Here is a 13,349-nt window from a genome sequence, read left to right as displayed (position 1 = left end):
TGCAGGCGCGGCCGGCGATGAACAGCGCCGAGGGGGATGAGCACTATGCATGGCTCCTCCCGGGTGATGCCGCCTGCCCGAGGTCGGTTCGCACGACACCCTAGGCGGAGGGCCGGAGCACGGGCGCCGCGGCGACGCTGTCCGCCCGTTCCTCCGCCATCGTGTGGTGGCGCCCGAGGGGGAGCATGAGGGGCTTGTTCGACGTCGGATCGACGACCACTCTGCTCTCCAGGCCGAACACGGCGCGGATGGTGTCCTCGGTGAGCACCTCGGCAGGGGTGCCGAGGGCATGGACCCGGCCCTCCGTGAGCGCGATCAGGTGGTCGGCGTACCGGGCGGCTAGGTTGAGGTCGTGCAGCACGATCACGATCGTGGTGCCGCGCGAACGGTTGAGGTCCGTCAGGAGGTCGAGGACCTCGAGCTGGTGGCTGACGTCGAGGAACGTCGTCGGCTCGTCGAGGAGGAGCACATCGGTCTGCTGGGCCAGGGCCATGGCGATCCAGACGCGCTGCCTCTGCCCGCCGGAGAGCTCGTCCACCGGCCGGTCGGCGAGCGCCGCCGTGTCCGTGGCCGTGAGCGCATCGGCGACGGCCTGGTCGTCGGCGGGCGTCCAGCGGGAGAACAGTCCCTGGTGCGGGTGCCGCCCCCGCCCCACGAGGTCCGCGACCGTGATGCCCTCGGGCGCCGAGGGTGACTGCGGTAGGAGCCCCAGCGTCCGGGCGAGCTCCTTCGCCGGCGTCCGGTGCACCGCACGCCCGTCGAGCACCACCTGCCCGCTGCGGGGCGCCAGGAGCCTGGACATCGATCGCAGCAGCGTGGACTTGCCGCACGCGTTGGCGCCGACGATCACCGAGATGCCGCCCATCGGTACGCGGAGGTCGAGGTGCTCGATGACGGTCCGTGCGCCGTAGCCGACGCTCAAACCCTGGACGTCGAGCGTGTGTGCTGCGGTCATAGTGAGCCTCCCGAGCGGTTGGTCCGCACGATCAGATAGACGAGGTAGGGCGCCCCGAGGACACCGGTGATGACGCCCACCGGGTACCGGACGTCGAAGGCGTACTGGCCGAGGAAGTCCGCGGTCACCACGAGCAGGCTCCCCACCAGCGCGGAGGGGATGAGCAGGGAAGCGCCGGGCCCGACGATCCGGGCCGCGATCGGTCCGGAGAGGAAGGCGACGAACGCGATGGGACCCGCGGCCGCCGTCGCGAAGGCGATCAGCCCGACGGCGGCGATGATCACGATGATCCGCGTCCGCTCCACCCTGACGCCGAGGGCAGCGGCGGTGTCATCGCCGAGCTGCGAGGTGGCGAGGTTCCGGGACTGCGTGAGGAGGACGGGCGCGAGGACGGCGAGGGCGATCGCCACGGGCAGCACCTCCGACCACCGCGCCCCGTTCAGGCTTCCCGTGAGCCACCGGGATGCCTCCTGCAGGTCCCACTGGGCGGCCCGGCTGAGCACGTAGGCCGTGAGGCTGTCGAGCATGGCCGCGATGCCGATGCCGATCAGGATCAGCCGTGTCCCCACCACGCCGTCCTTGAAGGACAGCCCGTACACCAGCAGGGCGATCCCGAGCCCGGCGACGATCGCGAAGATCGACACCTGGGTTGCCCCGAGGCCGAGCGTGATGATGGCGAAGGCGGCGGCAGCGCTCGCGCCGGCACTGATCCCGATGATGTCCGGGCTCGCCAGCGGGTTGCGGAGCATGGTCTGGAAGGTCACGCCGCCGATCCCGAAGCAGAGCCCGGCGATCACCGCGAGCGTCGCCCGGGGCAGCCGCAGGCGGCCGACGGTGAAGCCGGCGCCGTCGATGTCCTGGCCCAGCATCACGCCGAGGACGTCCCGCGGCGGATAGTAGGTCCGGCCGACCGAGAGGGAGACCGCGAAGGCGACGACGATCAGGCCCGCGAGGACGCCGACGACGACGCGCCGCCGCAGGGTACGCCGTCGTCGTCCTCCTGCGATCTCGTGGGCGGAGATCCCGACCCGCCGCTGTGCCTGCAGTGTCGTCATAGCTCCCGGACCTTCTGTCGGCGCACGATGTAGATGAAGAACGGCGCTCCGACGAGCGCGGTGATGATCCCGACGTCGATCTCCTCGGGGCGTGCCACGATCCGCCCGAGCACGTCCGTGGACGTGAGCAGGATCGCGCCCAGGACGGCGGACATCGGCAGGAGCCAGCGATGATCGACGCCGATGAGCAGGCGGCACGCGTGGGGTACGACGAGCCCGACGAAGCCGATGGGCCCCGTCACCGCGGTCACCGCCCCGCACAGGAGGACGGCCCCGAACGCCGCGGTGCCGCGCGCGATGGCCACGCGCTCCCCCAGGCCGGCGGCGAGTTCGTCACCGAGGGCGAGGGAGTTCAGGGACCGCGCGGAGAGGAGGCTCACGGCGAGGCCGACGGCGAGGAAGGGGAGGACCTGGCCGATGCCCGAGAACGTCCCGCCGCCCACGCCGCCGATGAGCCAGGACCGCACGCTGCCGGAGATGTCCCCGCGCGGCAGGACGACGGCGCTGATCAGCGAGGTGAGTGCCGCGGAGGTGGCCGCGCCGGCCAGTGCCAGCTTGAGCGGCGTCGCTCCTCCCCGGCCGAGGGAACCGACCACGTAGACGAACACCGCGGTGACCGAGGCCCCGGCGATGGCGATCCAGATGTAGCCCGTCGCCGAACTGAGGCCGATCGTCGCGATGCCCACCACGACCGCGAGGGACGCTCCCGTGTTGACGCCGAGGATGCCGGGGTCGGCGAGGGGATTGCGCGTGACGCCCTGCATGACCGCTCCGGAGAGGCCCAGTGCCGCCCCTGCGAGCACGGCCAGCAGGGTGCGCGGGATGCGCTTGGCCACCGCCGCCTCGTTGAAGCCGTCGGTCGATCCCCCGAGCGCCGCCAGGACGTCGGCCATGCCGACGTCGCGGGACCCGATGATCACCGACGCGAATATGATGCCGCCCAGGGCTCCCAGCAGGAGGAGGACCCACACCAGCCGCAACCGCCGAAGGCCCCGCTCGGGAGCGGGACCTGCGGCGGTCTGTGGAGCGGGAGCGGCCACTACGACTTGTTCGCGGCTTCCGAGATGAGCGTGAGGTAGTCCTCGAGCACCCAGGAGATGGACAGCGGCGTGGGGTTCGCGGCGGTGCCGACCGGCGTGGTGCCGGGCAGGTTCACGATGGCCTTCTTGGCGACGGCGGGGATCTGCGAGAGGAGCGGGTCGGCCTCGAGGGTGGAGACGAGCTCGTCGTCCCCGTAGGTGACGATGATGTCGACGTCGTCGAGGACATCGGCCTGTTCGGTACTGAGGGTGCCGGAGAAGAGATCGGTCCCGGCCGAGGCCGTGGCGACGCTCTCGGGCGTCGCGAGCCCCAGGTCCTCGAAGAACATGGCGCGTGTGTCGTGGGTGGTGTAGTAGCTGACCTCGCTGAGGTCGGTCGGGTCCACGTGCGTCATGAACATGGTCTTCTTGCCGGCGATCGCGGGGAACTTCGCCGTGGCATCGCTGATCTGCCCGTCGAGGTCGGCGATGAGTTCCTCGCCTTCCTCTGCCATGCCCATCCCGGCGCTGTTGAGCTCGATCATCTCGCGCCAGGGGGTGCCCCACGCGGTCTCGGGGAACGCGACGACGGGTGCGATCTCGCTGAGCGTGTCGTAGTCCTCCTGCGTCAGCCCGGAGTAGGCGGCGAGGATCACATCGGGGTCGGTGTCGGCGACGGCCTCGAAGTCGATGCCGTCGGTCTCGTCGAAGAGGACGGGCGTCTCGCCGCCGAGCTCCTCGAGCTTCTCCGAGACCCAGGGGAGGATCCCGTCGCCGTCGTCGTCCCCGAACGTGGCCGCTGCCATGCCCACCGGCACGACGCCGAGGGCCAGCGGTACTTCCTGGTTGGCCCAGGCGACGGTCGCGACGCGCTCCGGCTTCTCCGGGATGGTGGTGGTCCCGAAGGCGTGCTCGATCGTGATCGGCCCGGAACCGGCGCCGGACGCGGCGGGGTCCTGCCCCTGGGCCGGAGCGGCGCAGGCGCCGAGTGCGACGGTCATGGACGCCGCGGCGGCGAGGGCGAGGAGTCTGGGGGCGCGGAGCATGGGTTCCTTCCGGGGAGGCGATCAGGCGGTTACCGGACCACAACCGGTCTCATCGAACCTCGGTGCGTCAGGTAAGGATGACCTTAGCAGCAATTAGCGCACGCTCTCGTGACGTTATTCATCGCTGCACCCTCTGCACCCGCCGGGCCGCCCCGTCGCTCCTTCCCGATGCGGACGCCCCCTGTCCGGGAAACCGCGCCCACCGGCCCCGACCGGAGCACAATCAGGGCATGACACTGCGCTGGTACTCCACCGTCATCGAGTCCACCGACCACCGCACCCTGGCGCGCTGGTGGGCCCAGGCCCTCGGGTGGGAGGTGATGTTCGACACCGAGGACGAAGCCGTGCTCGTACCGCCGTGGGCCCGCGAACTCGGCCCTTCGCTCAGGTTCGAGCAGGTGCCGCCGGGCCTCGTCTTCGTGCCCGTGGAACACGGGAAGCAGGGGAAGAACCGGCTGCATCTCGACTTCGCGCCCCATACCAGCCAGGACCGCGACGCCGAGATCGAGCGGCTGATCGCCCTCGGCGCGCAGCGCATCGATGTCGGACAGGGGCCGGCTGTCTCGTGGGAGGTCCTCGCCGACCCCGACGGCAACGAGTTCTGCGTGCTGTCCTCCCGGGAGTACTGAGCGCTACAGCTCGATGCGCTCCGTCTCGATGACCTCCTTGCGCACCTGGCCGCTGACGGTCTCGTCATGCGTGTGGGCCTCGCGGCGCATCCGGACGCGCTCGATCGGGACGACATCCACCTCGACGCGCGGCTTCTCCTCGTACAGGACCACCTCGACCGTGTCCCCGTTGAACGCGGTCTCGACGGCCGAGTAGAGGCGCTCGCGCTCGGCCTCCGTGAAGGTGCCCTGGCCGTCGTCGTAGAACGGCGTGCCGTCCTTGATCGGCACGCGCTCCACCACGAGTTCCTCGCGGCGGATCTGCACCGTCATGGTGACGTCCTCGGTGACGACGCGCTTGACGAGGCGTACGCGCTCCGTCTCCCGGATCTCGGTGCCCACGCGGAGCTGCTCCTCGGAGCGCGTCATGGAGTAGTCGCCCTCCGGGCGGGAGGACTGCGTACGCGGCGCGGCGACGGAGGCCTGCTCCTGGGCTGCGAGCTCCTCGTCCTTGGAGGGCATCAGGCCGTAATAGCGCAGGAGGTGCTGCTCCTCCTCCGGACTGAGGTGCCCGTCCTGCGACATCTTCGGGGATTCGTAGACCTTGCCGTGCGTGTAGGGCAGGCGGACGTCGCGGCCGTCGAGAACGGCCCCGCGCAGCGGCGCGAAGGACTCGGGGCTCCCCATGGTGTGGGTGGCCACGGTGACCCAGCTGGGCTCGCCGGTGGCGTCGTCGACATAGAGCTGGCCCATGGGGCCGAGCACGGCGCCGTCCTCGCTCAGCACATTGGCGCCGGCGTTCATGGAGTCCTTCATCTGTTCAAGCGTGATCATGATGGCCCTTTCGAAGAGGTTGGCTTCCCCTTCACCGTAGGTCCCACCGGAAGCGATAGCAAGCATGCTTACTACCAGAGGTGGGTCCTGGGGGTTCCGCTCAGCCGGTGAGCGCCCGGATCACGAGGAACACGAACGGCAGGTAGAGCACTCCGGCCACCGTCTGCAGCGTGATCGTGGAGGCCATGAGGCGCGAGTCCCCACCGAGTGCCCGGGCCATGACGTACGCGGAGGACGCCGTCGGCAGGGACAGGAAGAGGATCACCATCGCGGCCGGCTCGCCGGTGAGCCCCAGCAGCAGGCACCCCGCGATCCCGAGGCCGGGCAGCACCGAGAACTTGACCACGGTGGCGAGGGCCACGGCGCCGACGTTCCGGCCCATGCTCCGCAACTCCAGCGCCGCACCCACGCACAGGAGCCCGAGCGGCAGCGAAGCGCTGCCCAGGGTCCGCACCAGGTCGGAGATCCCCGGCGGCAACCCGACGCCCGTCACGTTGAGCAGGATGCCGATCACGCATCCCAGGATCAGCGGATTCGTGGCGATGCTCCGGAGCGTGCCGCCCAGGGTCAGCTTCTCCGAGCCGTAGCGCGCGAAGGCGAGCGTGCAGATGACGTTCACGAGCGGCACGAGGACGGTGTTCGCGATCGCAGCGAGCGCCACGCCGTCGGGCCCGAACAGGGCGAGGGCGATCGAGAGGCCGAGGTAGTTGTTGAACCGGATGCTGCCCTGCAGGACGGAGGTGAAGGCGGGACCGTCGAGGTCGAGCCGGCGCTGGGCGGCCACGAGACCGAGGGCCGCCAGGACGACCGGCCCGGCGAGGACCGGCGCCATCAGGCCGATCGGCAGTCCCGCGAGGTCCGCCGTCGCCGTGCCGTGGATGAACAGCGCCGGCAGGAGGATGAAATAGCAGAGGCGCTCGGCAGGCCGCCAGAACGCCGGGGCCAGGAAGCCGCGGGCACGGATGGCGTAGCCGAGGGCTATCAGGCCGATCACCGGGCCCAGTGCCACGAGGGTCTGGACGATCACCGGAGCGTACCGGCGGACGGGACCTTCGCGATCACCAGCCGCGGGCCCGGAGCCACTCGCTCGCCAGGCGGCTCCACTGCTCCGCCGCGCCGCTTCCCTCCGCCAGCCCGAGGCCGTGCTCGCCCTCCTCGAAGACGTGCAGGGCGTGCGGGACGGCGTGTGCCGCGAGCGACTGCCCGAGCAGGTAGGCGTGCTCCACGGGAACGGCCTCGTCCGCAGCCGTGTGCCAGATGAAGAACGGCGGTGCGTCCGGTGTGACGAGGCGGTCCAGCGAGGTGGCGGCGCGGATCCTCCCACCGGCGTCGGGACCGAGCAGTTCGTCCTGCGAGCCCCGGTGGGTTGCGAGTTCCATCGACACCACGGGATAGCAGAGGACGGCGGCGTCCACGCGCTCGTCCGGCTCGCCGAGCGGTGCCAGCGCCGCGTGTCCCGCGAGGTGCCCGCCCGCCGAGAAGCCGAGGAGCGCCAGCCGTTCGACGCCGGCGGCACGGACACGGCGGATCTCGGCGCGGACGGCGGCGAGCGGTCCGGGGTGCCGGGTGTGCACAGGGTAGTCGAACACGCTCGCGGAGTGGCCGAACGAGCGCAGGCGCTCGGCGATCACCTCGGCCTCGTTGTCGGACAGCATGGTGTAGCCGCCCCCGGGCAGGACGATGACGTGCGAGGATTCCATGCCCCCACCGTACTGTGGCGGCGGCGAGCCGTGGGGCCGGGCCGGCCGAACCGGTTAAGGCAGGGAGCCCCCGGCCGGAAGGCCGGGGGCTCCGCGTACGTCCGGAGGGACTGTCAGCCCTCGCACTCGGCGCAGAACTTCTCGCCGTTCTTCTCGCGCGCGAGCTGGCTGCGGTGGTGCACCAGGAAACAGGACATGCAGGTGAACTCGTCCTCCTGCTGCGGGATGACCTGGATCAGGAGTTCCTCGTGCGAAAGATCGGCCCCGGGGAGGTCGATGCCTTCAGCGGTTTCGCCGTCCTCGACATCGATCAACGCAGTCTGCGTGGTCGCGCTGCGCTGTGCCTGGATTGCCTCGAGGGACTCGTTGGCCGGCTGGTCTTCCGGGCGAACGCGTGGCTCGTCGTAGTCGGTTGCCATTGCGGTAGATCTCCTTCTGTGGGCGGGAATGACGCCCAGATGCCACTCTCAACCTCGGCGGAGGCGGAAGTATTCCATATACCGGCTGCAATATACCCGGTGCGGCTGGTATTTTTCTCAATCCGTCCCCGGCACGCCGATCCGCAGCTCTTTGTGACGGAATACGCCAGGCATGCTAGGCGGGCGGTCCGCAGGACGCGGTCGGCTCCCCCGGCGAGGCCCGCCGTCGCACTACCGCCGTCGTAGGGTGGGACGCAGACCCTCTCCCCACCGTTCCAGGAGCTTCCATGGCATTGGCGATCGACCTCAGCGGCAAGACGGCACTCGTCACGGGATCCACCCAGGGCATCGGGCTGGCGATCGCGGCCACCCTGGCCGCCGCGGGCGCCCGCGTGGGAGTCAACGGCCGCAGCAGCCGCAGTGTCACCCGTGCCATGGAGGCGATCCGCACGGACGTACCCGACGCCGAGCTCCTCGCCGTCCCCGCCGATGTCACCACGGACGACGGCGTGGCGAAGGCCCTCGCCGTCCTGCCCGCCGTGGACGTCCTCATCAACAACCTCGGGATCTTCGGCGCGCAGCCGGCCCTCGAGATCGACGACGCCGAGTGGCGCCGCTACTTCGAGGTCAACGTCCTCACCGCGATCCGGCTCACGCGCTCCTACCTGCCCGGCATGATCGGTGCCGGGTGGGGGCGCATCCAGTACATCGCCAGCGATTCCGCCGTCGCCGTTCCCGCCGAGATGATCCACTACGGCGTCTCGAAGACGGCACTGCTCGCCGTGTCCCGCGGTTTCGCGAAGGAGGCGAGCGGGACGGGCGTCACCGTGAACTCGATCATCGCCGGCCCCACCCACACCGGCGGCGTCGAGGACTTCGTGTACCAACTCGTGGACAAGGACCTCGAGTGGGAGGAGGCGCAGCGCCGGTTCATGAAGGACCATCGCCCCCAGTCGCTGCTCGAACGCCTGATCGAGCCCCAGGAGATCGCGAACATGGTCACCTACCTCGCCTCGCCGCTCGCCTCGGCGACCACGGGTGCGGCCGTACGGGTGGACGGCGGGTACGTGGACTCCATCCTCCCGTGACCAGCACCGCGGTCCTTCCGCCGAACGGCGCGCTCGATGCCGGACCGATGACCGCGATCCTCGCCAACCACGCCATTCCCGGCTGCGAGCTCACGGACCGCGAAGGGCGCTCGCACACGCGCCTGCTGGCGACGCCGCGCGGACCCTGCCGCATCACGGTCACCGTCCGGCCCGACGGCGTCGGGCTCACCGCGGACACGGACGACGACGGCGACTTCGCGCACCTCGTCCGGACCACCCGCGCGTGGCTGGACCTCGATACGGACACCGGCGCCGTCGCCCGCGCGTTCGGCCAGGACCCGCTCCTCGGTCCGCTGGTGCGCCGGCGCCCCGGACTGCGCGCGGTCGGCTATCCGGACGCGTTCGAGGCCGCGGTCATGACGGTCCTCGGGCAGCAGGTGTCCGTCGCCGCGGGCGGGTCGTTCGGCGGCAGGCTCGCCGCGGCCTACGGCACGCCGTCATCCTCCGGGCTCACCGTGTTCCCCACGCCGGAAGCGATCGCCGACGCTCCCCGCGAGGAGCTGCGCGCCGCTGTCGGCGTGACCCGCACCCGCGCCGCCACGGTGCAGAACGTGGCGCGCGCCGTCGCCGGGGGACTGTCCCTCGACGCCGACGGGGACCATGCGGCGCTCCGGAAGGAACTGCTCGCCATCCCCGGCATCGGCCCGTGGTCCGCGGACCATCTCGCCGTGCGGGTCCTGCGGGACCCTGACGCCTTCGCACCCGGCGACCTCGTGGCGCGCCGGGCGATGGGCAACCCGAGAATCAGGGACGCCGGGCTCCGTTCCGAGGCGTGGCGCCCGTACCGCGCGTACGCCCTGTTCCACCTCTGGACCTCGGCGACCTATCGCGGAGCCTAGACGTACTCAGACGGCGGTCCTCCGGCCGCTGCGCAGCGCGATCTCCAGCTCGAAGCGCACCTTCGGATCCTTCAGGTCGTCACCGAACAGCTCGCGCAACTGCAGCACGCGGTAGCCGACGGTCTGCGGATGGATGCCGAGCTCCTCGGCGATGGGCGCCCGCTGGCCCCAGTGGCGCAGCCAGGCCAGTAGGGTCTCCTCGAGCTTCTCCCGCTGGCCGTCGGGCAGCCCTGCCAGCGGTGTGAGCCGCCGCCGCGCCAGTTCGCCGACGGCCGAGGGCTCGGCGGCCAGGACCACCTCCGCCAGGTGCTCGTCCGCCCAGACCGGGGGATCGTCGTCGCCCTCGCGCTGCGGCAGCATGGATGCCGCCAGGACCGCCAGGCGCAACGACTCCGCCACCTGCTCGAGACTGCCTGCGGGACCGATCGCCGCGCTCCTGCCGGCAAGGACCCGGTGCAGCTCGGCACGCGACGCCGGTCCGCGCTCGGGCACCAGGGCGACGGCGTCGGTCTCGCGTTCGATGATGATCGCCCCGGGCGCGAGCCGCTGCCGGAGCCCCCGGGCCCGCTCCAGCGGAAGGGTCACGACGGCGAGCTGCGCGGGCACGGTCCAGTCGGCGAGCGAGGCCGCCTGGCGCAGCGCGGTCTCGTCCGCCTGGCCGAGCAGCAGCAGTTCCAGCAGTTCGGCGCGCCGCCGGTCGACGGCACCCGCGCGTTCCGACTGCTCGAAGGCATAGGCCTGGGCACTCACGGCGGAGAGCTCGTCGATGTACGCCATGATCGATTCGCCGAGGTCCACCACCACGGCAGGGCCGAGGCCCTCCTCCATGGAACGCCGCGACATCTCCCGGAAGGTCACGCGCGCACCCATCCGGTAGGCGCCGAGCAACGAATCCATACTGCGTCCCTGCTGGAACTCGCCGCGGCCGAGGCCCGCCACGAGCTGGCGGCTCTGGTCGGACAGGGCGGGCAGCCTCGTGCCCGGCAACTCGAGGAACCGATCCAGGGCGACGGCCACGCCGAGGCGCAGTCCGCGGCCGAAGCCGCCCTCGATCGGACGGGCATAAGCCGGGACCAGTTGGGGGACGGCCTGGATGATCGCCTCGACGAGATCGGCGGTGAGGGGCCTCAGGCGGTCGCTCACCTCCGGCGGAAGGGCCAGCCACGGCGGTTCCGGGGGAGCGACCGATACTTCGTCAGAACTCATCCGAGCACCCCTTATCTATTTCGCTGCAATAATTCTCCTCCGTCAACTGTATGCCTGGAGCGAAGATTTCTAGCGGGAGAGGCTATATCGTTAATTCAATGATCCGGTTCACCAAGCTGGCGCGTGCAGCATCCGCGCTCATCACACCGCTCGCGCCGGAAGACTTCCTCGCGCTGTTCAATCCGGTGTATTCCTCACGGCAGCTCCGCGGCGTCGTCACCCGGGTGGTGCACGAGACCGAGGACTCGGCCACCATCCACTTCCGTCCCGGCAACGGCTGGCATGCACACCAGGCCGGCCAGTGGGCGCGCATCGGTGTGGAACTCGACGGCGTACGGCACTGGCGCTCGTACTCCCTGAGCAACGCCGCCGGACATGATCCGGCCATCACGGTGAAGGACGCCGGCTCCGTTTCGCACGTCCTGGTGCGGGACACCAAGCCCGGTGACGTCCTGTTCCTCGCGCCTCCCCAGGGTGATTTCGTACTCCCCGAGCACCCGAGGTCCCTGCTCATGCTCACCGCGGGCAGCGGCATCACCCCGGTCATGTCCATGATCCGCACCCTGGTGCCCCGCCGGCCGGATGCGGACGTGGTGCTCATCAACTCGAACAGCACCCCGGAGAAGAGCCTGTTCCGGGAAGAGCTGGACGAACTCGCGGACCAGTTCCCCAACCTCACGGTCCGCCACTGGTTCACGAGCGCCCGCGGCCGGCTGGAGTTCACCGCGAAGACCATCGCCGAGCTGTGCCCGGACTGGCGCTCCCGGGCGGCCTACGCGTGCGGCCCGGAGGGCTTCCTCAACGCCGCCGAGGAGCTGTGGGAGCGCGAGGCGGCCCTGGAGACCGCAGGCACCGTCCCGAGCGTCGCGGCGGGTGCCGAAGCGCAGGCCTCACCCACGGGCACGCTGACCATCGAACGGTTCAGCACGGACCTCACGGCCGGCGCCGGGCACGACGGCGGCCTCGTCACCTTCGAGCAGTCCGACCGCGAGGTGCAGGCCGACGGCGACACCCCCCTGCTCGATATCGGCGAGGACGCCGGCATCCTCATGCCGAGCGGCTGCCGCATGGGCATCTGCCACAGCTGCCTGATCCCGCTGCGCGCCGGGCAGGTCCGCGACCTCCGCACCGGCGAGCTGCACAACGCTCCCGGCCAGCTCATCCAGACCTGCGTCTCGGCAGCCGCCGGGCCCGTGAACCTCGACCTTTAATCCCCCACCAGAGGAGCCCCCATGACCACCACGCTGACACGCCCGGGCGCCCTTGCGGCCTCGGGCCACCCCCTGGTCCGCCCGGACGCCGCAAAGCACCTGACGGACGAGCAGGTCGAGGAACTCGGCCGCGAGCTCGACGCCGTACGGGACGAGATCCTCGCCAAGCGCGGGGCAACGGATGCCGCCTACATCCGCCGCGTCATCAAGGTCCAGCGGAGCCTCGAGTTCGCAGGGCGCGGCACCCTCCTGTTCAGCAAGTACAAGCCCGCCTGGTTCGCCGGCACGGCGATGCTGAGCGTCGCGAAGATCCTCGAGAACATGGAGATCGGGCACAATGTGCTCCACGGCCAGTGGGACTGGATGCGGGATCCCGACATCCACTCGACCACCTGGGAGTGGGACTTCGTCACCCCGGCGCGCTCCTGGCAGCACACCCACAATGACCTGCACCACCGCTGGACCAACGTCATCGGGAAGGACCGGGACGTCGGATACAACCTGCTCCGCATGGATCCCGACCAGCCGTGGCGCCCCTTCAACCTCGGCAACCCGCTGTACAACGCCATCCTGGCGCCGGTCTTCGAGTGGGGCATCGCACTGTACGACCTCGAGATCCCCGAGTACAAGGAAGGCCTGAAGTCGAAGGAGGCCATGAACCGCGACCTGAAGGCCGTGGGGGTCAAGGTCTTCAAGCAGTTCTCCAAGGACTACGCCGCCACCCCCGCCGTGGCGATGCTGACGGGTTCGGGGAAGCAGGCCCTCTACGGGACGCTCGCCGCCAACGCCATCCGCAACTTCTGGGCGCACGCCGTCATCTTCTGCGGTCACTTCCCCGAAGGAACCGACACCTTCACGGAGGAGGAGGTCGAGGGCGAGACGCGCGGCGACTGGTACGTCCGCCAGATGATCGGCTCGGCCAACATCTCCGGCTCGAAGTTCATGCACCTCATGACCGGCAACCTGTCCCACCAGATCGAGCACCACTGCTTCCCCGACCTGCCGTCCAACCGGTACGCCGAGGTGGCGGTGAAGGTCCGCGACATCTGCGCCCGCTACAACCTGCCCTACACCACCGGTCCGCTGCCCAAGCAGGTCGGCTCCACCTGGGCGAAGATCTTCAAGCTCGCCCTGCCCAACCGCAAGCCGAAGGCTGCCACCGCGTAAGCCACGCGCGGCGCCGTCGTCCCGGTCCTGGCCGGGCCGCCGTCGCCCACCCGGACCGCCGAGAGTGCAGGAAGGACCGCCGAAAGTGAACTGCTCCCCGGAAGTTGGACTGAGAAATTCAGTTTCGACTCCCGGGGAGCATTTTTATGCATGCACGTAGTTCGTTGTCGGTGGAGCAGCG

14 protein-coding genes are annotated in these 13,349 nt (G+C 70.3%); 5 read left to right on the top strand and 9 right to left on the bottom strand.

What is annotated here, in order from left to right; translation table 11 throughout:
- Positions 1-100: 100 nt before the first annotated feature.
- Genes ACIQCY_RS14485 through ACIQCY_RS14470 form a run of 4 tightly spaced genes read right to left on the bottom strand, consistent with a single transcriptional unit; the run spans position 101 to position 4,075 of the window.
- Positions 101-955: an ABC transporter ATP-binding protein gene (locus ACIQCY_RS14485; protein WP_400484602.1), complete on the bottom strand. Its 855-nt coding sequence runs from the start codon at positions 953-955 to the stop codon at positions 101-103.
- Positions 952-2,010, bottom strand: coding sequence for a FecCD family ABC transporter permease (locus ACIQCY_RS14480; protein ID WP_400484601.1), 1,059 nt, complete (start codon positions 2,008-2,010; stop codon positions 952-954). The genes ACIQCY_RS14485 and ACIQCY_RS14480 overlap by 4 nt, the downstream gene beginning before the upstream one ends.
- Positions 2,007-3,050: a FecCD family ABC transporter permease gene (locus ACIQCY_RS14475; RefSeq protein WP_400484600.1), complete on the bottom strand. Its 1,044-nt coding sequence runs from the start codon at positions 3,048-3,050 to the stop codon at positions 2,007-2,009. Before ACIQCY_RS14475 ends, ACIQCY_RS14480 begins: the two co-directional genes overlap by 4 nt.
- Positions 3,050-4,075: an iron-siderophore ABC transporter substrate-binding protein gene (locus tag ACIQCY_RS14470; RefSeq protein WP_400484599.1), complete on the bottom strand. Its 1,026-nt coding sequence runs from the start codon at positions 4,073-4,075 to the stop codon at positions 3,050-3,052. The genes ACIQCY_RS14475 and ACIQCY_RS14470 overlap by 1 nt, the downstream gene beginning before the upstream one ends.
- A gap of 230 nt (positions 4,076-4,305) precedes the next feature.
- On the opposite strand from ACIQCY_RS14470, the gene ACIQCY_RS14465 reads away from it, so the two are divergent.
- The gene (locus tag ACIQCY_RS14465) at positions 4,306-4,704 is read left to right on the top strand and encodes a VOC family protein (protein WP_400484598.1); all 399 of its coding nucleotides are present in this window, start codon (positions 4,306-4,308) and stop codon (positions 4,702-4,704) included.
- 3 nt (positions 4,705-4,707) lie between these two features.
- Here ACIQCY_RS14465 and ACIQCY_RS14460 read toward each other — a convergent pair whose 3' ends face one another.
- The 4 genes from ACIQCY_RS14460 to ACIQCY_RS14445 form a co-directional block, all read right to left on the bottom strand.
- Positions 4,708-5,517: a YsnF/AvaK domain-containing protein gene (locus tag ACIQCY_RS14460; protein WP_400484597.1), complete on the bottom strand. Its 810-nt coding sequence runs from the start codon at positions 5,515-5,517 to the stop codon at positions 4,708-4,710.
- Positions 5,518-5,617: 100 nt separating this feature from the next.
- Positions 5,618-6,544, bottom strand: coding sequence for an AEC family transporter (locus ACIQCY_RS14455; RefSeq protein WP_400484596.1), 927 nt, complete (start codon positions 6,542-6,544; stop codon positions 5,618-5,620).
- A 31-nt stretch (positions 6,545-6,575) separates the two neighbouring features.
- Complete coding sequence (locus ACIQCY_RS14450; RefSeq protein ID WP_400484595.1) at positions 6,576-7,217, bottom strand: alpha/beta hydrolase; 642 nt, start codon at positions 7,215-7,217, stop codon at positions 6,576-6,578.
- A 113-nt stretch (positions 7,218-7,330) separates the two neighbouring features.
- Entirely contained in the window at positions 7,331-7,636 is a 306-nt protein-coding gene (locus ACIQCY_RS14445) for a DUF4193 domain-containing protein (protein WP_400484594.1), read from the bottom strand.
- Between the two features lie 293 nt (positions 7,637-7,929).
- Here ACIQCY_RS14445 and ACIQCY_RS14440 point away from each other — a divergent pair, with 293 nt between their 5' ends.
- On the top strand, positions 7,930-8,724 hold the full coding sequence (locus ACIQCY_RS14440) for an SDR family NAD(P)-dependent oxidoreductase (protein WP_400484673.1): 795 nt from the start codon (positions 7,930-7,932) through the stop codon (positions 8,722-8,724).
- Complete coding sequence (locus ACIQCY_RS14435) at positions 8,721-9,584, top strand: DNA-3-methyladenine glycosylase family protein (protein ID WP_400484593.1); 864 nt, start codon at positions 8,721-8,723, stop codon at positions 9,582-9,584. The genes ACIQCY_RS14440 and ACIQCY_RS14435 overlap by 4 nt, the downstream gene beginning before the upstream one ends.
- Positions 9,585-9,590: 6 nt before the next feature.
- Here the strand turns inward: ACIQCY_RS14435 and ACIQCY_RS14430 are convergent, their stop codons facing one another.
- A complete protein-coding gene (locus tag ACIQCY_RS14430) occupies positions 9,591-10,790 on the bottom strand; it encodes a PucR family transcriptional regulator (RefSeq protein ID WP_400484592.1) in 1,200 nt (399 codons plus the stop codon).
- A gap of 98 nt (positions 10,791-10,888) precedes the next feature.
- Between ACIQCY_RS14430 and ACIQCY_RS14425 the strand changes: the two genes are divergently transcribed.
- Complete coding sequence (locus ACIQCY_RS14425; RefSeq protein ID WP_400484591.1) at positions 10,889-12,001, top strand: ferredoxin reductase; 1,113 nt, start codon at positions 10,889-10,891, stop codon at positions 11,999-12,001.
- A gap of 21 nt (positions 12,002-12,022) precedes the next feature.
- The gene (locus ACIQCY_RS14420) at positions 12,023-13,168 is read left to right on the top strand and encodes a fatty acid desaturase family protein (protein WP_400484590.1); all 1,146 of its coding nucleotides are present in this window, start codon (positions 12,023-12,025) and stop codon (positions 13,166-13,168) included.
- Positions 13,169-13,349 lie beyond the last annotated feature (181 nt).

The sequence above is a fragment of the Arthrobacter sp. NPDC092385 genome, assembly GCF_044755105.1.
Lineage (GTDB): Bacteria > Actinomycetota > Actinomycetes > Actinomycetales > Micrococcaceae > Arthrobacter_D.
The sequence above is the reverse complement of the archived record's forward strand: the minus strand, read 5'-3'. Positions and strand labels throughout refer to the sequence as shown.

Bases quoted from the DNA above. Each gene is read 5' to 3' on its own strand.
- ACIQCY_RS14445 (WP_400484594.1), bottom strand. From the start codon at position 7,636: ATGGCAACCGACTACGACGAGCCACGCGTTCGCCCGGAAGACCAGCCG.
- ACIQCY_RS14450 (WP_400484595.1), bottom strand. From the start codon at position 7,217: ATGGAATCCTCGCACGTCATCGTCCTGCCCGGGGGCGGCTACACCATG.
- ACIQCY_RS14425 (WP_400484591.1), top strand. From the start codon at position 10,889: ATGATCCGGTTCACCAAGCTGGCGCGTGCAGCATCCGCGCTCATCACA.
- ACIQCY_RS14460 (WP_400484597.1), bottom strand. From the start codon at position 5,517: ATGATCACGCTTGAACAGATGAAGGACTCCATGAACGCCGGCGCCAAT.
- ACIQCY_RS14430 (WP_400484592.1), bottom strand. From the start codon at position 10,790: ATGAGTTCTGACGAAGTATCGGTCGCTCCCCCGGAACCGCCGTGGCTG.
- ACIQCY_RS14485 (WP_400484602.1), bottom strand. From the start codon at position 955: ATGACCGCAGCACACACGCTCGACGTCCAGGGTTTGAGCGTCGGCTAC.
- ACIQCY_RS14470 (WP_400484599.1), bottom strand. From the start codon at position 4,075: ATGCTCCGCGCCCCCAGACTCCTCGCCCTCGCCGCCGCGGCGTCCATG.
- ACIQCY_RS14465 (WP_400484598.1), top strand. From the start codon at position 4,306: ATGACACTGCGCTGGTACTCCACCGTCATCGAGTCCACCGACCACCGC.
- ACIQCY_RS14480 (WP_400484601.1), bottom strand. From the start codon at position 2,010: ATGACGACACTGCAGGCACAGCGGCGGGTCGGGATCTCCGCCCACGAG.
- ACIQCY_RS14420 (WP_400484590.1), top strand. From the start codon at position 12,023: ATGACCACCACGCTGACACGCCCGGGCGCCCTTGCGGCCTCGGGCCAC.